The following is a 21,545-nucleotide window of genomic DNA, read 5'->3' on the forward strand; positions in this document are numbered from 1 at the left end:
CTGTTCCTGCACATATTGGGGCACTGGTCTGCGCATTCGTAGAACGGCACCTGGGGGCTAGTAGACACCTTTGGCAGCCTATATTCACTACGCCGAACCCGGGGACAACCGGTTCGGGAAGCAGGATGGACGTGACCATCAGGGAGTGAGGCCCCTCGAGGTCGCGGGAGCCACCTGCCTGCCTGCCGTGGAAGACGTGTTACGGCTTAGTCCGGACTCAGTCGTTGGTGAGCCAGGCATTGTGGTTGCGCTGGTTCGCGATCGCGCGCAGCAGGTGCTCGGCCCAGTCGGCCACCGGGTTCTGACCATGTCGCGAGGCCAGGTCGACGAGCGCCCACAGGTCGGCGGCCCGGGCCAGGTCGAGTGCGGCCGTCGGGTCGATGTCGTGGCGGTCGCCGTAGGCGGCGAGGACGGCGTCGACGTAGGCCGGTTGGCGGTCGAAGCGGAGGACGTTGCCCAGGTCGGTGAAGGGGTGGCCGGCATGGGCGAACTCCCAATCGACCAGGCCCGTGATCTGCAAGGTCTCGGGATCGACGAGCAGGTTCTTGGGGTTGAGGTCGCTGTGCACCAGGCAGTGCCGGCCAACCGAGTCGAGCAGCACCTGGGCCTGCTCGGCCACGGCCAGGAGGCCGGTGCGCTCGTCGTCGCTCCAGTGCGCGAAGGCCGGCTCGTGCTGACGGACCCAGTCGTCGAGGCCGTCAGCTCCCCCGAAGGTCCCGATCCGCAGGTCGCCGTCGACGAAGGGGCCGGCCCGCAGCTGGGGCATCGCGCCGAGGGTGGCCGCCAGGGCGCCGACCTCACGCCCGAGGATCGCCAGCTGGGCGTCATCCAGGCGCGGAAGCACCAGGTCGCCGCGCTCGCCGGGAAGCAGGCTGGTCACGAGCAGTGCTGGCATCCCGGTCGCCGGGTCACCTCGGCGTACTTCCAGGACGTCGGCGACCGGCACGAGCCCGCGCACCAGGCGCAGCAGCGCGGCGTCGACCTCGTGGGCTTGATCGCCCCGCGGCCCCGGCTCGGCATAGATGCGTACGACGTGCCGCTCCCCCGCCGCCTCGGCCAGGAAGGTCTGGCCCGACCAGCCACCCTCGAGCGGGGTCAGGGATGCGAAGTCCATCGGGCCATCGTGCCAACACCTGCCGATCCGGTCGCCAGGGGGCGGCGTGGCCCAGGCGGTGGGCTAGCGTGACGGCGTGCAGGAACACTGGCCCCACCCGCCGGTCCGCGTCGAGCGTCGAGGCGTCAGCGAGGCCGAGTCACGAGCGGCCAACGGCCCCGACTGGGACCGCTATGCCGATGAATACCAAGCGACCCACGGCGAGTTCCTCGGTGACGCCGGGTTTGTCTGGGGGCCCGAGGGCCTAACCGAGACCGAGGCCGGGATCCTGGGCGACGTGGCCGGCAAGCGGGTCCTCGAGGTCGGGTCGGGGGCCGGGCAGTGCTCGCGCTGGGTGCGCACCCAGGGCGGGGCCTCCTTCGGCCTCGACCTGTCGCACCGGCAGCTGCAGCACTCCCGGCGCCTCGATGAGCAGACCGGCATCGCGGTCCCCTCGGTCCTCGGCACAGCCACCGACCTGCCCTTCGCCGACGGCTCCTTCGACGTCGTCTTCTGCTCCTTCGGCGCGCTCCAGTTCGTCCAGGACCTCGAGCTCGCCGTGGCCGAGACCGCACGGGTGCTGAGCCCCGGCGGGCGCTTCGCCTTCTCCATCACCCACCCGACGCGCTGGATGTTTCCCGACGACCCGTCCGAGGCCGGCCTGGTCGCGAGCCAGTCCTACTGGGACCGCACTCCCTACGTGGAGGTCGACGACAGCACCGGTCAGGTCTCCTACGTCGAGCACCACCGCACCCTGGGTGACTGGGTCTCGGTCCTGTCCTCCGGCGGCTTCACGATCACCACGCTGCTGGAGCCCGAGTGGCCCGAGGGGCACGAGCGGCTCTGGGGCGGCTGGTCGGCGGTGCGGGGGCGCTTCACGCCCGGGACCGCGATCTTCGGCTGCACCAAGGCTGCGTCGTACGAGAGGCACTGAAATGGCGGACGCCGGACCACGCAGCGCGTGACCCGGCGTGCCGGAGTGTGCAGGAGCTGTCAGACGCCGACGGTCTCGCGGCGCTTGGCCGACGACTGGTCGGAGGAGCCGCGGCCCCGCATGACCAGGAGGGCACCGGCGAGGAGGCACAGGATGCCGCCCACGAAGCCGACGATCGGCACCGTCTTCAGGATGAGGTTGACGCTGGCGAGGTTGTCCTTGCCGTCAGCGATGCTCTCGGCCTGCTGGTCGTCGGTGAAGGCGGCCTGCAGGTCGAGCACCAGGTCGCCGGACTCGAGGTAGCGCTGCTGGTCCTCGGTCTGGTTGACGATGGCACCCGTCTTGGGCTCGACGAAGATCTCCTTGGCCGAGCTGTAGGTGCCCGGGATGCCCTCGGCGATGTCGATCGGAGCGTCGACGATGCTCACCTTGTAGACGTAGGTCTCGAGGCCGTCGAGGTTCTCGGTGCGGTCGTAGACCGCGTCGTAGGCGCCGCCGGCGGTGCCGTCCCAGTAGGGGTAGGTCTTCTTCTCGGAGTCGAAGGGCCACTTGTTGACCAGGCCGTCGTGCGGGACGGACTCGTCCGCGCGGTACTTCTCGTCGTTGACCGCGAGCCCGGTCGTGCGGCTCGTGGCGAAGGTGTCGATGCTGGCGCTGATGAGTCGCGGGTCGTCACCGTCGACGCAGTTGGGCGGGTTGTCGACATTGATGACCGTGCACGAGGTGTTGACCCAGCCCACGACGTTGTCGTCGGAGATGTCGGAGTCGACCATCGTCACGCTCGTGGTGTTGATGGGGTTGGACTCCAGCTCCCCCGTGGCCCCGTTGAGCTTGTTGGCCGTGCCGCTCAGGAACGTCGTCGTGTTGACGTCCGTGGGCGTCTTCTTGACGACACCCGGAGCCCAGGCCGTGCAGATGATGGCCGCCATCAGGAGGAAGCCCCCCAGGCCGAGCAGGACCGGACCGATGAATTTGCGCACTGCATTCCCTCCCCAGGAAATCAAGATATCGAGGAACAGTAACGCATGTCACAGGCCTCCATGGCCATTCCGGGACACGAAACGGCATCGATGCTCCGGGCTACAGTTCGGCCGTGGACGAGAAGCGGACCGAGGACCTCGAGGCGATCTACCGCAACCGGTTCGACGACCGCGAGCTCGCCTCCAAGCGCGTGCTCTGGCGAGTGCTGGTGGAGGACTTCTTCCAGCGCTACGTCCCCCGCGACGGGGTGGTCGTCGACCTGGGCGCCGGGAGCTGCGAGTTCGTCAACGAGGTGCGGGCCACCCGGCGCGTCGCGGTGGACCTCAACCCCGACACCGCCACCTGGGCCGGACCCGGGGTCGAGGTGCTCACGACCCGCTCCGACGCCATGGATCAGCTGGCCGACGGTTGCGTCGACACCGTCTTCACGTCCAACTTCTTCGAGCACCTGCCCACCAAGGCGGACCTCATGACCACGCTGGAGGAGTGCCGACGGGTGACTCGACCGGGTGGGCTGATCGTCGTGCTGATGCCCAACATCCGCTACCTGCCCGGGCGCTACTGGGACTACCTCGACCACCACCTCCCCCTGACGCACCTCAGCGTGGCGGAGGCGCTCGAGATCTCCGGCTACGAGGTCGTCGAGTCGATCGGGCGTTTCCTGCCCTACACGGTCAAGGACGCGAAGTTCGAGGTGCGACCGCTGATGGTGCGCGCCTACCTGCGCCTGCCCCTGGCCTGGCGTTTCCTGGGCAAGCAGATGCTGGTGGTCGGTCGCGTCAGATGATGCCGTCGGCCATGGCCTGACGGACCCACGGCACGACGATGTCCAGCATGTCGTCGAGCGTCGTGTCGGCGGTGAAGCCGAGGACCTCGCGGGCCTTGGTCACGTCGGGCACGCGCTTGGCCACGTCGTGCTCGAAGGCCTCGTCGCTGACGAACGCGAAGGGCCGGCCGTCGCCGTGACACTTGGCCCAGATCAGCTCGGCCAGCTCGAGGACGGTCGTCGACTGGGCGGTCGAGAGGTTGAAGTCCTCGTTGAGCGCCGGCTCCGACTCCATCGCGGTCACGATGCCGCGGGCCAGGTCGGCGCCGTAGGTGTAGTGCCGCACCTGCTGGCCGTCGCCGAGGACGTGCAGCGGGTCCTGGCCCTTGAGGACCTTCTGGATCAGGTCGGGCACCACGTGGCTCATCGCGAGCTTGACGTTGCCGCTCGGGATCTCCACGTCACCCAGGGCACGTCCCTCGCCGACCCCGACGCAGTTGAACGGGCGGACGATGGTGAACGGCACCTGGTACTGGTCCCACGCCGCCTTCGCGAAGTACTCCACCGCCAGCTTCTGGAAGCCGTACGACGACAGCGGCGGCGCGATCTTCCGCTCGTCGCCCTCGACCGAGGGCCAGTGCTCCGTCGACTCGAAGACCATCGAGGAGCTGAGGTAGGTGACCTTCTGCAGCCGCCCGGCGGGCAGCACGCGGATCGCCGCGTCACAGGTGGCGGCCATGATCCGCTCGTTGGTGGCGAGCAGGTCGTAGGGGTAGGTGTGGAAGTAGGAGATGCCGCCGATCAGCGCAGCGCCCGCGATCAGGTGGTCGCAGTCGGCGAGCAGGTCGACCATCAGGTCGACGTCACGCACGTCGCCCTCCACGAAGCGGTAGCGCGGGTGGGAGTCGTAGGACTTCGTCACCGGGCCGTACTTGGAATAGTTGTCGATGCCGGTCACGGCGTAGCCGCGCGCCAGCAGCTCCTCGACGACGTAGCCCCCGATGAAGCCGGCCGATCCCGTCACCAGCACCCGGAGCCCCACACCGCTGCCGGCCCCGGTCTCCTCCACCACGGTGTCCGTCACGTCGTCCCCTGCCTTCCCTCGTTGCGTGCGGCGATCCTTGCAGCCTGCTGTCTGACCTCGTCGAGGGTGAGCTCGGGGCCGAAGGCGAAGCGGTACCACCGCAGGTACTTCGGGATCCAGCCCTGCAGGTCGAAGCGGGACTCCCCCAGGGTCCGGTCGAGCCAGATCGTCGGCAGCTCCGCGACCGGACGACGCAGCCGGCGTGCCTTGGCCGTGAGCTCGAGCCCGATCTCGAAGCCGCTGCGGCTGTGGATGCCGACCTCGCGGACGAACGCGGTGTCGTAGGCCTTGAAGCTGTTGGTGGCGTCGTCGGTGCCGACCCTGGCGAGGACGCCGAGGGAGCGACCGGCCGTGCGCGACAGCAGGCCCTTGAAGACGGGTCCGCCCACCTGCTGGCCCCCGGGCGAGTAGCGAGACGCGGCCGCGACGACCACGCCCCGCTCCACCAGCCGGGCCAGGGGGTCGATCATCCGCGGGTCGTCGCTGCCGTCGGCCATGGTGACCACCACGACCGGGTGCGACGCCTGGTCGATGCCGTAGCGCACGGCGTGGGCCGGCCCGCGGCCGTAGGTGTTGACCAGGGTCCGCACCCGCTCGTCGTCCCCCGCATGGGCGTGGACGGCGGCGATCGTGGGGTCGTCGGGCTCGTCGACGACGACGAGGATCTCGAAGTCCAGCGAGATGCCCTCGACGAGGCGGTCGAGGACCCTCGCGACGCCCTCCTCCTCGTGGTAGGCCGGGACGACCACGGTCACGCTGGGGGTGCTCACGTCAGGCTCCCGTTGCCGCGCAGGTCCCAGACGTCGACGACGGGCAGATCGGTGACCAGGTCGGCGTACTGCGCGTGCGGGGCCCCGATGACCAGCACGTCGGCCTCGGCCAGGACCTGCTCGAGCGGCACGAGCTCGGGGTCGTCGGTGACGTAGGGATCGGTGGTCAGCACCCGCTGCGCGCGGAATGCCAGCACCCGCTTGAGCCGGTAGGACAGGCTCGAGCGGCGGTCGTCGCTCTCGGCCTTGAAGGCCATGCCCAGGATGCCGACGGTCTGGGAGAAGAGGTCGTGACGCTGCTCCATGCGCTTGACGAGGTAGTCGGGCAGGCCCTCGTTGACGAGCATGGCGGAGTGGCCGAGCGCGAAGGCCCCACCGGTGACGGAGGCGAGCTGCATGGTGTCCTTGAAGAGGCACGGCCCGGCGGCGAAGCCGGCTCCGGGCAGGTCGGCGGTGCGGGGGTAGTCCTCCATCATCGCCTCGCGGATGCGGGCGAAGTCGAGGCCGAGGTCGTTGGCGATCATGAAGTACTGATTGGCGGCGGCGAACTTGATGTAGCGCCAGGCGTTGGTGAAGAGCTTGGCGAGCTCGGCCTCCTCGGGCTGCATCTCGATGATCGACCCGGTGAGCGTGCCGAAGAGGGCGCCGGCGCGCTCGGTGGCACGCGGGGTGCGGGCAGCGACGATCTGCGGCAGGGAGAACAGCTCGGTCATGGCGTGGCCCTCGGCGATGCGCTCGGGGCAGAAGGCCAGGTCGAGGTCGGGGTGCACCGAGGCCACCAGCTGCTCCACCCGACGGGTGACACCGGGGAAGACGGTGCTGCGCAGCACGACCAGCTGGCCCTTGCGGAGCCGGCCGAGGAGCGCCCCGAGCGCCCGCGGGACCGCTTCGGGGTCGGGGCTGAGGTGCTGGTCGACGGGGGTGCCGACGACCACGACGACGTGCTCGGAGCGGCTCACCACGTCGGGGTCGGTGCCCCCCACGAGCGTCCCCGCGGCCAGCGCGGCCTCGAGCGGCGCCTGGACGCCCGGCTCCAGGAACGGGGCGCGTCCGCCCAGGATCTGCTCCACGGCCGGGCCGTTGATGTCGTAGATGCAGACCTTCAGCCCCCGGCTGGCGAAGGCCACCGCCAGGGGGAACCCCACATGCCCGGCGCCGCCGATGATGCAGACGTCGAAGTCGAACTCCTCAGACACGTGTCTCTCTCAGTATGTCGCCGGATGTCGCCGCTCAGCCACGTAACCTACCTCCCAGCGATCCTCGACCGGCAGGGTCGTCAGGAGCTCACCCCGATGATCGGGTCCGGCGACGCGGCATGGCGCTGAGGGAGACGGAGTTGCACACGATGGGGAGCCGGAGCACCCAGCGCAGGCGGACCACGGCGGGCGACCCCGGCACCGGCCAGCTGGTCACGCTGGTCGGTGTGGTCATGATCCTGGTGCAGCTCGCCTGGCGGGCCTGGGCGCTGTTTCCCAGCTGGTTCTTCCTCGATGACTACAACCTGCTGCTCGACGCGACGCAGCGACCCTTGGACCTCGGCTACCTGCTCGACCCCTACAACGGACACCTCATGCCGGGGGGGCGACTCGTGGCGTCCCTCGTGGCAGAGAGCGGCACGCTGAACTGGGCCGTGGCTGCGACGGTGACGCTGATCATGCAGGCCATGGCGAGCGGCGCTGCGCTATGGATGCTGCTGACGCTGTTCGGACGACGCTGGGGCGTGCTCCTCCCGCTGGGGATCTACCTGACGAGCGTCCTCACGGTCCCGGCGTTCCTGTGGTGGGCGGCCGCTCTCAATCAGGTGCCGACGCAGTTCGCCATCTTCATGGCGGTCGGAGCCTGGGTGCTGCACCTGCGCACGCATCGATGGCGGTGGTTGATCCTGACCATCGCGTCGTTGTGCTACGGCCTGCTGTTCGACGTGAAGCCGCTCCTGATCGGGCCCGTGCTCGCCTACATCGCCCTCGCCTACTTCTCGACCGGGACACCTCTGAGGCGGGTGGGCCACGTGCTGCGGACCTACTGGGTCGCCGCGTCGGTGGGGGTGCTCACCGTGAGCTGCTACACGGGCTACTACCTCACGCACGTCGAGCAACCCTTCGCCGAGGTCACCGCTCCCCTCGTGGGGCGCCTGGCCAGCTCCATGCTGGGGACGGCGTTCGTCTCCGCCGTCGTCGGAGGACCGTGGCGATGGTCGCTCGAGGCTCCGCCCACCGCCTTCGCCGACCCTCCAGCCTGGACCGTCCACCTGGCCTGGGTCATGGCCTTCTCGGTCATCGTCTACGCGGCGCTGACCCGGGTCCGCACCGCGCGCGCCTGGGTGTTGCTCGGTGGCTACCTGGTCGTGCTCCTGGCCCTGCTCGTCACCAGCCGGGGCCCGGAGTTCGGAGCGCTCATCGGCCGGGAGTACCGCTACCTGACGGACGCCGTGTGCGTGCTGGTGCTGTGCCTCGGCCTGGCTTTCCTGCCCTTGAAGGGGGCTCCCGAGTCCAGCGCCCCGCGGACGCCGTCGCTCCTCAGGATCTCGGTGTCGCCGAGACTGGTCACCGCGGCTCTCGTGCTGATCTGCTTGTCAGGGCTCGCCAGCAGCTCCGTCTACGCGACGTACTGGCACTCCGACAACGCCAGTGACGCCTACCTGCAGAACCTGCGCCGAGACCTCAGCGCCTCGGGACCCACGGACCTGGTCGATCACCCGGTGCCGGACGCGGTGCTCTCCCAGCTCACCGCTCCGGACAACACGGTGCGGACCTTGGCGATGCTCGCCTCTCCCCTTGCCTCGTTCCCCAGCTCCAGCCCTCGCCTCGCCATGGCCGCCGACGACGGCACCCTGCGACAGGTCCTGATCCGCCTGGGTGTCCGCTCACGACCCGGACCCGAGGCCGACTGCGGCTGGCGCATCGACGAGGACGGGCTCGACGTGCCCCTCGCCGGGCGCGCCTTCGAGTGGCAGTGGTGGATCCGCATCGGCTACCTCTCCTCGACCGACTCCCCGGTCGTGGTCTCCGCCGGGGACACCGTGCTCGAGACCGAGGTGGTCGCCGGACTCAACACCCTCTACGCCCGGGTGGACGGCTCGTTCGACGACATCCGTATCGACGGGCTCGCCCCGGGTGCGACCATGTGCGTGGACATCATCGAGGTGGGGCAGCCCGAGCCCGGAGGGACGCTGGAGTGAGCGAGCAGGCGCAGGCGGTCGAGCAGCGACCGGAGTTCCCGGTCCTGGACACGCTGCGCGCCGTCGGCGCGCTGGCGGTGCTGACCACGCACACGACCTTCCAGTCGGGTGAGTACGGCCGCAACGGGGCCGTCGGCACGCTGTTGTCGCGCCTGGACGTCGGGGTGGCGATCTTCTTCGTGCTGTCCGGCTTCCTGCTCGCCCGGCCCTACCTCGCCCGCTCGGTCGCCGGGCGCGAGCACCCGCCCACGGGGCGCTACTACTGGAAGCGCTTCCTGCGCATCTACCCCGTCTACGCCGTCACCGTCGTGATCGCGCTCGGGCTGATCGACGAGAACCGCGGCATCGGAGCGGTGCAGTGGGTCCGGTCGTTGCTGCTGGTCGACATCTACACCTCGCCACGGCTCCCCCAGGGTCTGACCCAGATGTGGAGCCTGGCCGTCGAGGCGATGTTCTACCTCGTGCTGCCGCTGCTGATGCTCGCCGCCCTCGGGCGTGGCAAGGGCCTCCGACCGGGCCGGGTCGGTGCGGTGCTCGGCGCGCTCGTCGCACTCAGTGCGTGGTGGGTGCTGTCGCTGGCCGGGGTGGTCGCGGAGTCATCCGCCGGCGTGCCGATGAGCTGGCTGCCGGCGTACCTCACGTGGTTCGCCGTGGGGATGGGTCTGGCCCTCGCGCACGTGCTCCACCAGGCACGCGGCGCCGACGCTCCGGCGCCGCTGCGGCACCTGACGATGCTCGCCGGCATGCCCGGGGTCTGCTGGGCGCTCGTCGCGGGGCTGATGCTGGTCGCTGCGACCCCGCTCGCCGGCCCGTCGTTCCTCTTCGTCGCCAGCCCGGCCGAAGCCCTCACCAAGCACCTGCTCTACGCGGTGATCGGGGGGCTGGTGGTGCTGACCGGGATCTTCACCGTCCCCGGCCACTACGTCCGCCTCATGTCGGCCCCGGTGCTGCGTCACCTCGGGGTGATCTCCTACAGCACCTTCTGCATCCACCTGCCGGTGCTGCACCTGGTGATGTCGGTGACCGACTACGGCCTCTTCCAGGGACACGGCTGGCAGATCTGGGCCCTGACGCTGGTGCTCAGCCTGGCCGCGTCCGAGGCGCTCTACCGCGTGGTGGAGCGGCCCGGGATGCGCCTCGGCAGCATGCGGGCGCCCTGGGGGCGCTCCTCGACGAGCCACCCGAAGAGCGCGGCGCAGACCACCACGACCAGGTAGTGCGGCCACTCGAAGCTGCCGGCCCAGCCCGTGGACCCGCCCCACGGTCGCAGCGCATAGGCACCCGCCGCGGGTAGCACGAGCGCGGCGAGCAACCACGGCCCGGACTCGGGCGAGCGCCGGCGCAGCAGCGCGGCGACCACGAAGCCCAGCGCCGCCAGCCCGGCTCCGACCGAGCCGGCCAGCAGGCCCCCACCGGCGATCGCGAGCACCGCGAGCGCGGGAGCCGGCAGTCGGCCCGCACCGAGCGCGGCGCCGCGGGTGTCGGCCCAGCGTCGTCGCGGCACGCAGCAGAGCGCGAGGAGCGCCAGGAGTCCGAGCAGCCCGACGGCGAGGGCGCCCCGGTAGACGGTGTCGGGGGCGAAGTCCATCGTGACCTGCTCGCGCGTGCCGTCGCCCGGCAGCCAGTAGCCCTGCTGCCACCCGTCGACGACCACCGGGGTCAGCTCGCGTCCGTCGCGGGTCGCCACCCAGCCGGGGTTGGTGTTCTCCCGGACGGTGAGCAGGGTGTCGCCGCCCGCGGGCAGCATCTCGAGCCGGGCCGGGCTGGGGCGGCTGGAGACGACCGGATCCACGGAGCCCGTCTCGACCAGGCCGTCGGTGAGCACCAGCGACACCGGGGTGAACGACTCCGTCGCCTCGATCGCCACCTGGCTCGGGCCCTCGGGCAGCGCCACGTCGCCGTCGTTGCACAGCTCGGCCTCGAGGGGGCCACCCTCGAAGAGCTCGCGGGGGCTCGCGGTCACGCGCGTCGCGATCGCCTGACGCCCGGTGTCGACCGTCGGTCCCTCGCCGCACGCGGAGGTGCGGGGCTCGTCGGGGAGGACCAGCGGGAGGTAGGGCAGCCCGCGCACGTCCAGCTCGGTGATGCCGACCGGCACCTGGGAGCCGTTGGAGGCGAAGTCGAGGCTCGAGGCGGGCTCCGCCTCCCGGACCTCCAGGGTGAGCGCGTCGACCCGGATCGGCGGGAAGCTCACCTCGCCGTCGTCGTCGAGGGAGACCTCACGACGTCCTCCTGGCCAGGTGAGCGTCAGCTCGGTGGGGACCCGGGCGGCGGTGTCGGGCGCGACCGAGAGGTCCAGGCCGCTGATCGTCCGGGGCTTGAGCCAGCTCATCCGGATGATCGGGTCGATGTCGACCAGGCCCGCGGTCCAGGTGGTGCTGCGGTCGCCGTCGACAGCCGCCACGATCGAGGCCCGCAGGTCCGGGTTGCCGGTCGACGAGGCGGAGACACCGATGGGCAGGTCCTGCTGCATGAGGCGCGTGGTGGCGACACCGGGGCGGGCACGGACCGTGAGCTGCGCGTCGTACGACGCGGGTTGCGGGAGCGTCAGGTCGCGCCGCATCCCGGCCGGCTCCTCGGGGGCCACGTCGCGGCCCTCGACACAGCGCACGGCGCGGTCCACGACCACACAGCCGCGGCGGGCGTCGTCGATCGCGCGCAGCACGATCGTGTCGGGACTCCCCCAGGCCTCGGGCAGTGTCGGCAGCACCAGGGAGCGGGAGACCTCGAGCCCGGGCACATCGACCTCGGCGAGGGCGAGGCGGTTGCCAGGGCGACCGGAGACGTCGTCCACCCTGAGCCACGCGGCGTCCGCGTCGTCGACGGTGATCGTGCGCGTGGCGCCGCGCGGGAGGACGAAGGGACCGAGGACCCCGCCGGGGGTCGACACCTCGACGACCTCGCGCTCGTCGGGGCCGGCCGTCACGGTGATCGTGTCCAGGTCGTGCGGGCGGTCGAAGTCGACCTGCCACCAGCCGGCCTGCGCGGTGTAGTTGCCGACCCACGCGGTGCTGCGGTCGCCGTCGAGCGCGGCGTAGGGCTGCTGGCCGCGCTGCACGGGTCCGATCGCGGTCGAGTCCGACATCGACGACGACGCCTCGACCGAGGCCACCCCGTCCAGCCTGGCGAAGGTCGACCAGCGGTCGTCGGTGTCGATGAGGTAGTCGCGGGTCGGGTTGCCGAGCCGTCGGGGCTCCCCCGGGACCAGCGTCGCCGAGGCGCCGTCGTGGACGCGACCGAAGTTGCGCTCGACCGCCCGCAACCCGTCGGTCAGCACCAGCTCCGACGCAGCAGGGGGGACGTCCGGGACGTCGGGGGCCAGGATCGTCGGCTCGTCACCGAGCAGGCCCAGGTCGCTGAGGTCCAGCAGGTCCTCCGGCCCACCCACGACCACGGGAGGCTCGGTGCTGCCGACCACCCGAGCGGCGGCGCCGTCGACCTCGAAGACCTCGATGGCGCGGTAGGAGTTCTGCCAGCCGGCGTTGACCAGGATGCGGCTGCCGTCGGTGCCCTTCAGGCGTGCCTCGCCGCCGACCACGGGACCGAAGGTGCGCACGGCGGTGAGTCCGGGCGAGTCCTCGATCGCCTGGTGCACCAGCACCGGGTCGGGCACGTCACCGGAGCGCTGGAGGTCGTTGCGGACGACCAGGTGCGTGATGCCCGCGCGACGCAGGAAGGACGCCAGCCCGGGTGAGCCCTCACCCTGCGCGAAGCGGGCCTCGATCGCGTCGAGCATCCGGATGTTGCCGGCCGGTGTGAGGGGCACCGCGTTGCGGACCGTCCAGTCGGCGGCGTCGAACCACTGCAGCGGCTCGTCGCGCGGTGTCCCCCACACGTAGGTCCCGAACGAGGAACCGGGCACCAGGAGCGCGGTGCTCTGCTCGTCGTCCAGCCAGGCCGAGGCCTCGGTCCAGTAGTCCGGCACGGCCAGCACCCCACCTGCAGGAGTCACCCGGCCCACGGCGGCCGGCAGCGCGGCTCCGAGCACCGCGACGACGGCGGTGACCAGCACCGCCCGCGTGTTGACCCGTCGTACGGATGCCTCGACGCGGTCCTCGTCCTCGGGCCTGCTGCGGCGCTCGGCGAGGTCGTCGACGAGCGCGCCCACGAGCCAGGCGAGCCCCAGGACCAGCGGCAGCCGGACGAGCGGGTCGAACTTGTGGACGTTGCGCAGGGGGGCGAGGGCGCCGTCGAGCAGCGCGCGCAGGTCGACCGCCGCCCAGCCCTGCACGTCGCCGAGGTGACCCATGGTCACCATCAGCAGCCCCAGCAGCAGCCCGCTGGAGAGGAACAGCCGGTGCGGGTTGCCCCTCCACAGCAGGCCGACGAAGCCCAGGAACAGCACGACGCCGCTGTTGATGATCAGCACGTAGTCGCGGATCAGGTCGTTGCCCGCGCGGGAGCCGGTGTCGACGTAGGGCACCCAGTTGGAGGTGCCGCGCAGTGCGTCGAAGAGCGTCGTCGGGAAGGTGGTGTTGGAAGCCGACTCGATGAAGTCGAGGAACGGCGGGCTGTAGGCGCCCATCAGGGCCAGCGGCACGAGCCACCAGAGGGTGCCGAGCGCCGTGAAGAGCGGCCACCACAGCATCATCGTGCGGCGCCGCGGCCCGGGAGAGCGGGTGAGCAGCCACAGGACGCCGAGGGGCAGGACCGCGAAGGTGGCGGCGGCGTTGACGCCTCCGACCATCGCCACCGCCAGGGCCGAGAGCGCGGCCGCCCGCCGGGGGGAGCCGCGCTGGGCGCCGATGACGAGCGGCACCAGCACCCAGGGGGCGAGCGCGCTGGGCCACGCCTCGATCGAGATCGGGCCGAGCGTGGTGAGCATCCGCGGGGACAGCGCGTAGGCGAAGCCGGCCAGGAGGCAGGCCAGGTCGCTGCGGACGCCGAGCAGCCGGCTCAGCGTGGTCGCGCCGAGGAACGCCACGCACAGGACCAGCGCCAGCCAGAGGCGCTGGACCACCCAGGCCTCGAGGTCGAGCGCGGAGCCGGCCAGGAAGAACGGACCCATCGGCCACAGGTAGCCGTAGGCCTGGTTCTGGAGCTGACCGAGCGCGCCCACGGAGTCCCAGAGGTGCAGCGTCCGCGCGAGGAACCCGGCCGGCGCGACCGCGAGGTCGAACTTGGTGTCGCTGACGAGCTGGCCGGGCGACTGGATCATGGCGAGGCCGACCAGGAGCGCGCACGCCGCGAGGCGACGGAGCCGGAACCTGGTGCGCCCGAGCGCGTCCCCGGTCACTTCTTGCGAAGGATCAGGACGAGGTTCCACGTCACCACCTCACGCACCAGCGGGACCCGGAGCAGCCAGTAGCTCCACGACGGGTTGTAGCGCGGCAGCACCGCCACGACCTCGGCGTCGGTCTGGGTGCGGGCCCAGCGCAGGCCGTCGCGGACGGTCACGGCGAAGAGGGACTCGCCGTACTTGTTCTTGGGCTCGTGGCCGTGCTTGCGGGCGTAGCGCCGTCGGGCCCGACGCCCGCCGAGGAAGTGCCAGGGCGCGGTCTCGTGGCCGCCCCAGGGGCCGAACCAGACGGTGTAGCTGACGAAGACCGTGCCGCCCGGGCGCGTCACGCGCACCATCTCGTCGGCCATCAGCCACGGGTCGGGCACGTGCTCGAGCACGTTGGAGGAGTAGCAGACGTCGACCGAGGCGTCGCGGAACGGCAGCTGCATGCCCGACCCGATGACGGTCCCCTCGGCGATGTCCCCGAGGCCCGCGAGCTCGCCGGCGTCGGCATCGAGGGAGAGGTAGGTCGCGCCGGCCGCGCGGAACGCGTCGCGGAAGTAGCCGGGCCCGCCACCCACGTCGAGGAAGCGCTGGCCGTCGAGGTCGACGTACTGCGAGAGCTGACCGACGGAGTCGTCGGCGATCGCTGAGTAGAAGCGGGCCGGGTCGGTCTGCTCGTGGCCGAACTCCCCCAGCAGGTGACGCGAGCGTCGCAGGGTGGCCTTCCAGCGAGGGCTGGAGAGGGTCGTCGGCGTCGGCACGCGGGCGACCCTACCCGGTGGTAGGCGACCAGGAGGGGGGTTGGCCTAGGGTGTGCCGGATGCACGACCTGCCTGAGCCGTCCGAGGCGCCCGGCCTGCCCGAGCTGGTGGGCAAGCACGTGGTCTTCCTCAGCTGGCGCGACACCCGCAACCCCGAGGGCGGCGGCGCCGAGCGCTACCTCGAGAAGATGGCGGCCGGTCTCGTGGCCCGCGGCTGCACCGTGACGATCTTCTGCGCGGCACACGCCGCGGCACCCCCGGAGGAGGTCGTCGACGGCATCCGGTTCGTCCGCCGAGGCTCCAAGCTGTCGGTCTACCTTGCCGGCATGCGCGCGCTGCGCCGTGGTGACCTGGGCCGTGGTGACCTGGGCCGCCCGGACGTCGTGGTCGACGTGCAGAACGGACTGCCGTTCTTCTCCCGGCTCGTGACCCGGGCCCCCGTCGTGGTGCTGGTGCACCACGTCCACCGCGAGCAGTGGCCGGTCGTCTACCCCGGGCTGTCCGGCCGCGTCGGCTGGTGGATCGAGCGGCGCTTCTCGCCCTGGCTCTACCGCCGCTGCCAGTACGTCGCGGTGTCGCGCGCGACCCGCGCCGAGCTGCGTGGGCTCGGGGTCCGCGGGCCCCGCATCGCGGTCGTGCACAACGGCACCGACCCCTACGTCGCGGTCGACCCGGGTCCCTCGCCCACGCCGCTGGTCGCCGTGGTCGGACGGCTGGTCCCCCACAAGCAGGTCGAGCACGCCGTCGACGCGGTGCTGGCCCTGCGCGCCGAGCTGCCGGGGCTGGAGCTCGTCGTGGTCGGTGGCGGCTGGTGGGACGCCGAGCTGCGCGCGCACGTGCGCAGCGTGGGTGCCGAGGACGTCGTGACCTTCGAGGGTCATGTCGAGGAGGAGCGCAAGCACGAGGTCTACGAGCGGGCCTGGGTGCTCGCCCTCCCCTCCCTCAAGGAGGGCTGGGGCCTGGTGATCGGCGAGGCCGGGATGCACTCGACCCCGTGCGTCGCCTACGGCTCGGCCGGCGGGACCCGTGAGTCGATCGAGGACGGCGTCTCCGGGCTGCTCGTCGACACGCAGGACGAGCTCACCGAGGCGCTGGGTCGACTGCTGCGCGACGACGACCTGCGGGCGCGCCTCGGAGCAGGTGCGCTGGCCAAGAGCCGTGCCTTCACCTGGGAGACCGCGCAGCAGGCGTTCGCGCTGGTGCTGCTCGCCAGCCTCCAGGGTCACCTGGTCGACAGCCAGGACCCCGAGGACGTCGACGACATCGACGTCTGATCCGCGTCGGCTGACCCACCTCGCCTGATCCACGCCGGCTGATCCACGTGGTCCAGGGACGTGAAGGACGGCCCGGCCGAGAGGCCGGGCCGTCGTCAAGACGTGTGACGCTCGGGGTCAGTTGGAGCCGTACTCGATGACCGGCGCGTTGACGTTGGTCGGAGACTTGTCCGGAGCCGCAGTCTGCGAGGACACCACACCCACGACGGTGGCTGTTGCCACGACACCACCGAGCACGAGCGCGCCGATAGTGGTCAAAATCGTTCCCATTTGAAGACCCCTCCCTGAGTTTCGCGCTCAGCGTAGCAGCGGCACACGATTCCGATGGCTTTCTCGACACCTTCAGTCAAATCGTGATCTGGCGGCGGCTGCGAGCGAGGCGCAGGCGCCCGAGACCGGCCACGAGAGCACCGACCAGCAGACCCCCGAACGCCGTCCAGGCGCCTGCCATGGCCACGACCCATGCCGTCGGCACGTCCCTCACGGTCGCGTCGGGGAGGACCACGACGACCAGGTCGGAGGTCGTCAGCACCTGCGCGCCGTCGACCAGCGGCGCCGGCCCCGGGGCCGTCACGTCGACGACCACCACGCTGATCCCCAGCTCCCCCAGCAGCTCCGCACGCTCCTGCGGCGTCGCCGCGTCGAGCGCCGTCCGGGCCTCGCGGACCCGGGGATCCTCGCCGGCGATGACCGCGCCCGACACGACGAGCTCGTCGCTGGCCACGTAGTCGGGCGTGAGGTAGCGACCGACCGGGTCGAGCACCTTGCGGCCACCGTTGAAGGCGGGTTGGCGATAGCTGGAGAGGGGCAGCACCAGCACGTCCCCTGGCTGCTCGCCGACGGCCGAGGAGACCGCGTCGCGTGCTTCGTCGTACGACGGGGGGTAGGGGGCGGCGCCCAGGCGCGAGGTGGCGCCCCACGCCGCGTCGGGCAGCACGGCCACGGGTGCGAGGACCACCGCCACGGCGACCGCCAGGCGCGGCACGAGCCCGCTCGGGACGCGGGCCAAGAGCACGTCGACGCCGCTCGCGGCTGTGACGACCAGCAGCGGGGCCAGGAGCGCGAGCAGGCGTGCCCCGTCGCGCACGAGCCCGGCACCGGGGACCTGCTCCACGAGCCACCCCACCACGCCCGGAGCCGCCCAGGTCAGGACGGCCAGCGCCCAGCCGGTCACCGCACACACCAGGAAGGCGGCACCGTCACGGGCGCCGACACGTCGCCACCAGGGGCGCGCACCGATGGCCGAGAGGGCCAGGACGACCACGAGGCCGACGACGGCGAGCACCCCCTCCCGGGAGGACGGCATCGTCTCGGCGTTCCACGCACCCCCGAGCCCGAGGGCGGCCAGGGGCCCCGGCAGCAGGCCCTCGTCACGCAGGGCGAACGCGCCGGCGCCCGCAACGTCCGTCACCGAGGACGAGGCGTGCAGGAGGCCGGCGACGAGCCAGGGGGCGTTGGCGGCCAGCACGACCAGCAGGGCCCGCGCCGTCCGCGCACCCCCGGCCGCGAAGGCCAGCACCACGAGCGCCGTGACCAGGCCCGCGCCGGCGCTCAGGCTGCCGAGCGGCACCAGCCACAGCAACCGTCTCGGGAAGCGAGCCGTCCGCCGCGACTCCTGGGCTGCGACCAGGCACCACGGCAGGACCGCGTAGCCCAGCAGCACCGGCCAGTGACCGAGCACCAGCCGCTCGACGATTAAGGGGTTCCACTGGAAGAGACCGACCGCCAGGGCCCGCGCCACGAGGGATGCGCTCGGGACCAGGCGGGCGGCACCCAGTCCCCCGGCGACGAGCGAGCCGAGCAGGACGACCTTCTGCAGGAGCATCCCCGGCACGACCTCGTCCAGGAGCGCCACCACCGCGTCGGAGGGCACCGCCCGGGGCAACCCCGTCGCGACGCCGAGGAAGTCGGGCCGCAGCGCCAGGTCGGGCACCCACACCATGTCGAAGCTCAGGACGTAGCCACGACCGAGGGCCGGCCCGAGCATCACGAGTGCGAGCACGACCGACCACAGCGGGAGCACCCAGCTGCGCCACTGCTTCACGCCGGCCCTCCTCGTCGTACGGTCCGTCCCCCTCGCACGAGCGGCACGAGCGGGTGGCGCCGATCCAACCACCTCGCCCCATCGATGCGCGCGCACGCACGATCCCACGTAGGCTCGTCACGTGACGTCTTCGACTGCCGCCACCTCGCGCGGGCTGCGCGGGGGCGCCGCCATCGCGGTGGCCATGGGCATCATGAACATCGCGACCTACGGCTACACCGTGGCTGCGGCGCACCTGATCGGCCGGGTCCCGTTCGGGGCGTTCTCCGCCCTGATGGGCGTGCTGCTGGTCGTGAGCGTGGTCTCGCTGGGCCTGCAGGCCACCGGTGCGCGCCGGATCAGTGCCGACCCCGACCAGGTGGAGACCATCGAGCGCAACGTCCTCGAGGTCGCCTACCGCGTCGCCGTCGTGCTGGGTCTCCTGCTGCTCGCCCTCGCCCCGGTGCTCAACTGGGTGCTCCAGCTCGAGAGCCTGGCGACGGCCACCCTCGTGGCCGTCGCCGCCGTGCCCCTGACGGTCATGGGTGGTCAGGCCGGCGTGCTGCAGGGCGAGCGCCGCTGGGAGCCGCTGGCCCTCGTCTACCTCTCGCAGGGTCTGGGCCGCGTCGTCCTCGGCACCGGCTTCATGGTCGTCTGGCAGAGCGAGTTCGCCGCGATGCTCGGCGTCGCGCTCGGGTGCTGGGTCCCGGCCGTCGTCGGCTACGTCGCCCTGCGCCGTCCGCGCGCCGTCAACGACACCCCGGTCGAGGGCCACCCGCGCACGGACATCCTCCGCGAGGTCGCCGGCAGCAGCCAGGCCCTGCTGGCCTTCTTCGCGCTCTCCAACGCCGACATCCTGCTCGCGCGGGCGGTCCTCGACGCCGACGTGGCCGGGCTCTACGCCGGCGGTCTGATCCTGGTCAAGGCGATCCTGTTCCTCCCCCAGTTCGTCGTGGTCATCGCGTTCCCGGCGATGTCGACCAAGGACGCCGGCCGGTCGACGCTGGTCAAGGCGCTGGCCGTCTCGGCGGCGTTGGGTGCCTGCGGCTTCGCCGCGACCCTCACCCTCCCCGACCTCGCCCTGGTCTTCGTGGGGGGCGACGACTTCGCGGGCATTAAGGACAAGCTGTGGCTCTTCGCGATCGTCGGCACGCTGCTGTCGATGCTCCAGCTGCTGCTCTACTCGGCCCTCGCCCGGCGTCAGGGCCGCGCGGTGCTGATGATCTGGACCACGCTGGTGGCGCTGCTGGCCGGGTCCTTCACCGTGCACTCGGTGACCTCGCTGGTGAGCCTCGTGTGCGTCGTCGACGCGGCCCTGCTGGTCGCACTGATCATCACCGCCTGGCGCGCCCAGCCCGCCTCCCACGCCACCGAGGTCGCCCGCAGCCCCGAGCCCTCCCAGCCCTCCGAGGCCGACGCGACTCAGTGAGCGGCGTCGTGCCAGCTGTGGCCGGTGCCGACGGAGACGTCGAGCGGCACGGCGAGGTCGGCCGCAGCGCCCATCTGCTCGCGGACCAGCGCGTCCAGCCGGTCGCGCTCACCGCTCGCGACCTCGAGGACGAGCTCGTCGTGCACCTGCAGCAGCATCCGTGAGCGCAGGCCCTCGGCCTCGATCGCCCGCTGCACGTGCAGCATCGCCACCTTGATCAGGTCGGCCGCCGAGCCCTGGATCGGCGCGTTGAGCGCCATGCGCTCGGCCATCTCCCGACGCTGGCGGTTGTCGCTGGTCAGGTCGGGGAGGTAGCGGCGGCGGCCCATGATCGTCTCGGTGTAGCCGGTCTTGCGGGCCTCCTCGACGATCCCGCCGAGGTAGTCGCGGATGCCACCGAACGTCTCGAAGTACTCGTCCATGAGGCCCCGCGCCTCCGCCGCCTCGATGCCGAGCTGCTGCGAGAGCCCGAAGGCCGACAGGCCGTAGGCCAGGCCGTAGTTCATCGCCTTGATCTTGGCCCGCATCTCGGTGCCCACCGCATCGGCCGGCACGTCGAAGACCCGGGCTGCGGTGATGGAGTGGAAGTCGTGGCCCGAGCGGAAGGCCTCGATGAGCAGCGTGTCCTCGGAGAGGTGGGCCATGATGCGCATCTCGATCTGGCTGTAGTCGGCGGTGAGCAACGACTCGTAGCCGTCCCCGACGACGAAGGCCTCGCGGATGCGGCGCCCCTCCTCGGTGCGGATCGGGATGTTCTGCAGGTTGGGCTCGGTGCTCGAGAGCCGCCCCGTCGCGGCGATCGTCTGGTTGTAGGTCGTGTGGATGCGGCCGTCGGGCGCCACCGTCTTGAGCAGCCCGTCGATGGTCTGGCGCAACCGGATCACGTCGCGGTGGCGCAGCAGGTGCTCGAGGAACGGGTGCTCGGTCTTGACGTAGAGCGCCTGGAGCGCGTCGGCGTCGGTCGTGTAGCCGGTCTTGGTGCGCTTGGTCTTGGGCATCTCGAGCTCGTCGAAGAGCACGACCTGCAGCTGCTTGGGCGAGCCGAGGTTGATCTCCTTGCCGATCGCGGCGTAGGCGGACTCGGCCGCCTTGCGCACCTCCGCGTCGAACTCGGACTGCAAGGTCTCGAGGTGGCCGGTGTCGACCGCGATCCCGACCTGCTCCATGTGGGTGAGCAGCTCGACCAGGGGCAGCTCGACGTCGGCCAGCAGGCGGGTGCCGCCGTGCTCCTCCACCGCGTCGTCGAGGGCCGCCGCCAGCTCCAGGACGGCACGGGCGTGGAGCATCGCGGTCGAGGCGACGTCGTCACCACCACCCTCCACGGAGTCGAAGAGCGCGTCCTGCTCGCTCTCCTTCTCCTGGCGCAGCTCGCGACGCAGGTAGCGCAGGGTCAGGTCGGAGAGGTCGTAGGAGCGCTGGTCGGGGCGCACGAGGTAGGCCGCGAGCGCCGTGTCGGACACGACGCCGGACAGCGTCCACCCGTGGGCGGCCAGCGCGAGCGCCGGCCCCTTGGCGTCGTGCAGCACCTTGGGACGGGCGGGGTCGGCCAGCCAGGTCGCCAGCGCCGCGTCGTCGGCCGGGGTCAGCTGCTCCACCGCGACGTAGGCCGCGCCCCCCGCGGAGGTGGCGACCGCGAGGCCGTCGACCCGACCGGTCCCGGCCCCCCAGGCGCCGCGCACGTGGACGCCGACGCGCTGGTCGTCGAGCTCGGCGAGCCAGTCGGCCACGGTGTCGGGGGCGAGCACGGCGCCCTCGAGCTCGAAGCCGCCCTCGTCGACGTCCTCCTCGGACTCGAGGGTCTCGAAGAGCCGGTCGCGCAGCACCCGGAACTCCAGGCCGTCGAAGAGCGTGTGCACCTCCTGGCGGTCCCAGGGCCGGATCGCGAGGTCGGCGGGCACCAGCTCGAGGTCGAGGTCGCGCACGAGGGCGTTGAGGTGGCGGTTGCGCATGACGTCGCCGAGGTGCTCGCGCAGCGCCTCACCCTTCTTGCCGGTGATCTGGTCGGCGTGGGCGATGACGTTGTCGAGG

General features: G+C 71.5%; 16 protein-coding genes. 6 read left to right on the forward strand and 10 right to left on the reverse strand.

Features of this window, described 5'->3' with window-relative positions:
- Nucleotides 1-217: 217 nt before the first annotated feature.
- On the reverse strand, nucleotides 218-1,114 hold the full coding sequence (locus tag RMN98_RS20220) for a phosphotransferase (RefSeq protein WP_309650622.1): 897 nt from the start codon (nucleotides 1,112-1,114) through the stop codon (nucleotides 218-220).
- A gap of 76 nt (nucleotides 1,115-1,190) precedes the next feature.
- Here RMN98_RS20220 and RMN98_RS20225 point away from each other — a divergent pair, with 76 nt between their 5' ends.
- Complete coding sequence (locus RMN98_RS20225; RefSeq protein WP_309650623.1) at nucleotides 1,191-2,027, forward strand: class I SAM-dependent methyltransferase; 837 nt, start codon at nucleotides 1,191-1,193, stop codon at nucleotides 2,025-2,027.
- A gap of 59 nt (nucleotides 2,028-2,086) precedes the next feature.
- On the opposite strand, the gene RMN98_RS20230 is transcribed toward RMN98_RS20225, so the two are convergent.
- Nucleotides 2,087-3,007, reverse strand: a complete 921-nt coding sequence (locus RMN98_RS20230; protein ID WP_309650624.1) for a DUF3068 domain-containing protein — start codon at nucleotides 3,005-3,007, stop codon at nucleotides 2,087-2,089.
- 113 nt (nucleotides 3,008-3,120) lie between these two features.
- Here RMN98_RS20230 and RMN98_RS20235 point away from each other — a divergent pair, with 113 nt between their 5' ends.
- Entirely contained in the window at nucleotides 3,121-3,795 is a 675-nt protein-coding gene (locus RMN98_RS20235; protein ID WP_309650625.1) for a class I SAM-dependent methyltransferase, read from the forward strand.
- Here the strand turns inward: RMN98_RS20235 and RMN98_RS20240 are convergent.
- Genes RMN98_RS20240 through RMN98_RS20250 form a run of 3 tightly spaced genes read right to left on the reverse strand, consistent with a single transcriptional unit; the run spans nucleotide 3,788 to nucleotide 6,824 of the window.
- The gene (locus tag RMN98_RS20240; protein ID WP_309650626.1) at nucleotides 3,788-4,858 is read right to left on the reverse strand and encodes an NAD-dependent epimerase/dehydratase family protein; all 1,071 of its coding nucleotides are present in this window, start codon (nucleotides 4,856-4,858) and stop codon (nucleotides 3,788-3,790) included. The genes RMN98_RS20235 and RMN98_RS20240 overlap by 8 nt on opposite strands.
- A complete protein-coding gene (locus RMN98_RS20245; RefSeq protein ID WP_309650627.1) occupies nucleotides 4,855-5,628 on the reverse strand; it encodes a glycosyltransferase family 2 protein in 774 nt (257 codons plus the stop codon). The genes RMN98_RS20240 and RMN98_RS20245 overlap by 4 nt, the downstream gene beginning before the upstream one ends.
- Nucleotides 5,625-6,824, reverse strand: coding sequence for a nucleotide sugar dehydrogenase (locus RMN98_RS20250; RefSeq protein ID WP_309650628.1), 1,200 nt, complete (start codon nucleotides 6,822-6,824; stop codon nucleotides 5,625-5,627). The genes RMN98_RS20245 and RMN98_RS20250 overlap by 4 nt, the downstream gene beginning before the upstream one ends.
- Before the next feature lie 149 nt (nucleotides 6,825-6,973).
- On the opposite strand from RMN98_RS20250, the gene RMN98_RS20255 reads away from it, so the two are divergent.
- A complete protein-coding gene (locus tag RMN98_RS20255) occupies nucleotides 6,974-8,806 on the forward strand; it encodes a hypothetical protein (RefSeq protein WP_309650629.1) in 1,833 nt (610 codons plus the stop codon).
- Nucleotides 8,803-10,023, forward strand: coding sequence for an acyltransferase (locus RMN98_RS20260; RefSeq protein WP_309650630.1), 1,221 nt, complete (start codon nucleotides 8,803-8,805; stop codon nucleotides 10,021-10,023). Before RMN98_RS20255 ends, RMN98_RS20260 begins: the two co-directional genes overlap by 4 nt.
- Here the strand turns inward: RMN98_RS20260 and RMN98_RS20265 are convergent.
- Together RMN98_RS20265 and RMN98_RS20270 are read right to left on the reverse strand one after the other, a co-directional pair.
- A complete protein-coding gene (locus RMN98_RS20265; RefSeq protein WP_309650631.1) occupies nucleotides 9,912-14,072 on the reverse strand; it encodes an alpha-(1->3)-arabinofuranosyltransferase in 4,161 nt (1,386 codons plus the stop codon). The two genes, RMN98_RS20260 and RMN98_RS20265, sit on opposite strands and share 112 nt — an antisense overlap.
- A complete protein-coding gene (locus RMN98_RS20270) occupies nucleotides 14,039-14,791 on the reverse strand; it encodes a class I SAM-dependent methyltransferase (protein ID WP_309650632.1) in 753 nt (250 codons plus the stop codon). The genes RMN98_RS20265 and RMN98_RS20270 overlap by 34 nt, the downstream gene beginning before the upstream one ends.
- A 59-nt stretch (nucleotides 14,792-14,850) precedes the next feature.
- Between RMN98_RS20270 and RMN98_RS20275 the strand changes: the two genes are divergently transcribed.
- Nucleotides 14,851-16,065: a glycosyltransferase family 4 protein gene (locus RMN98_RS20275; RefSeq protein WP_309650633.1), complete on the forward strand. Its 1,215-nt coding sequence runs from the start codon at nucleotides 14,851-14,853 to the stop codon at nucleotides 16,063-16,065.
- A gap of 117 nt (nucleotides 16,066-16,182) precedes the next feature.
- Here RMN98_RS20275 and RMN98_RS20280 read toward each other — a convergent pair whose 3' ends face one another.
- Both RMN98_RS20280 and RMN98_RS20285 read right to left on the reverse strand, forming a co-directional pair.
- The gene (locus RMN98_RS20280; protein WP_309650634.1) at nucleotides 16,183-16,335 is read right to left on the reverse strand and encodes a hypothetical protein; all 153 of its coding nucleotides are present in this window, start codon (nucleotides 16,333-16,335) and stop codon (nucleotides 16,183-16,185) included.
- Nucleotides 16,336-16,411: 76 nt separating this feature from the next.
- Entirely contained in the window at nucleotides 16,412-18,109 is a 1,698-nt protein-coding gene (locus RMN98_RS20285) for a hypothetical protein (RefSeq protein ID WP_309650635.1), read from the reverse strand.
- 121 nt (nucleotides 18,110-18,230) lie between these two features.
- On the opposite strand from RMN98_RS20285, the gene RMN98_RS20290 reads away from it, so the two are divergent.
- Entirely contained in the window at nucleotides 18,231-19,517 is a 1,287-nt protein-coding gene (locus RMN98_RS20290; protein WP_309650636.1) for an oligosaccharide flippase family protein, read from the forward strand.
- On the opposite strand, the gene polA is transcribed toward RMN98_RS20290, so the two are convergent.
- Nucleotides 19,511-21,545, reverse strand: a 2,035-nt coding sequence (gene polA / locus RMN98_RS20295) for a DNA polymerase I (protein WP_309650637.1), incomplete at its 5' end; no start/stop codon positions are given. The two genes, RMN98_RS20290 and polA, sit on opposite strands and share 7 nt — an antisense overlap.

Source organism: Nocardioides sp. (genome assembly GCF_031397825.1).
Lineage (GTDB): Bacteria > Actinomycetota > Actinomycetes > Propionibacteriales > Nocardioidaceae > Nocardioides.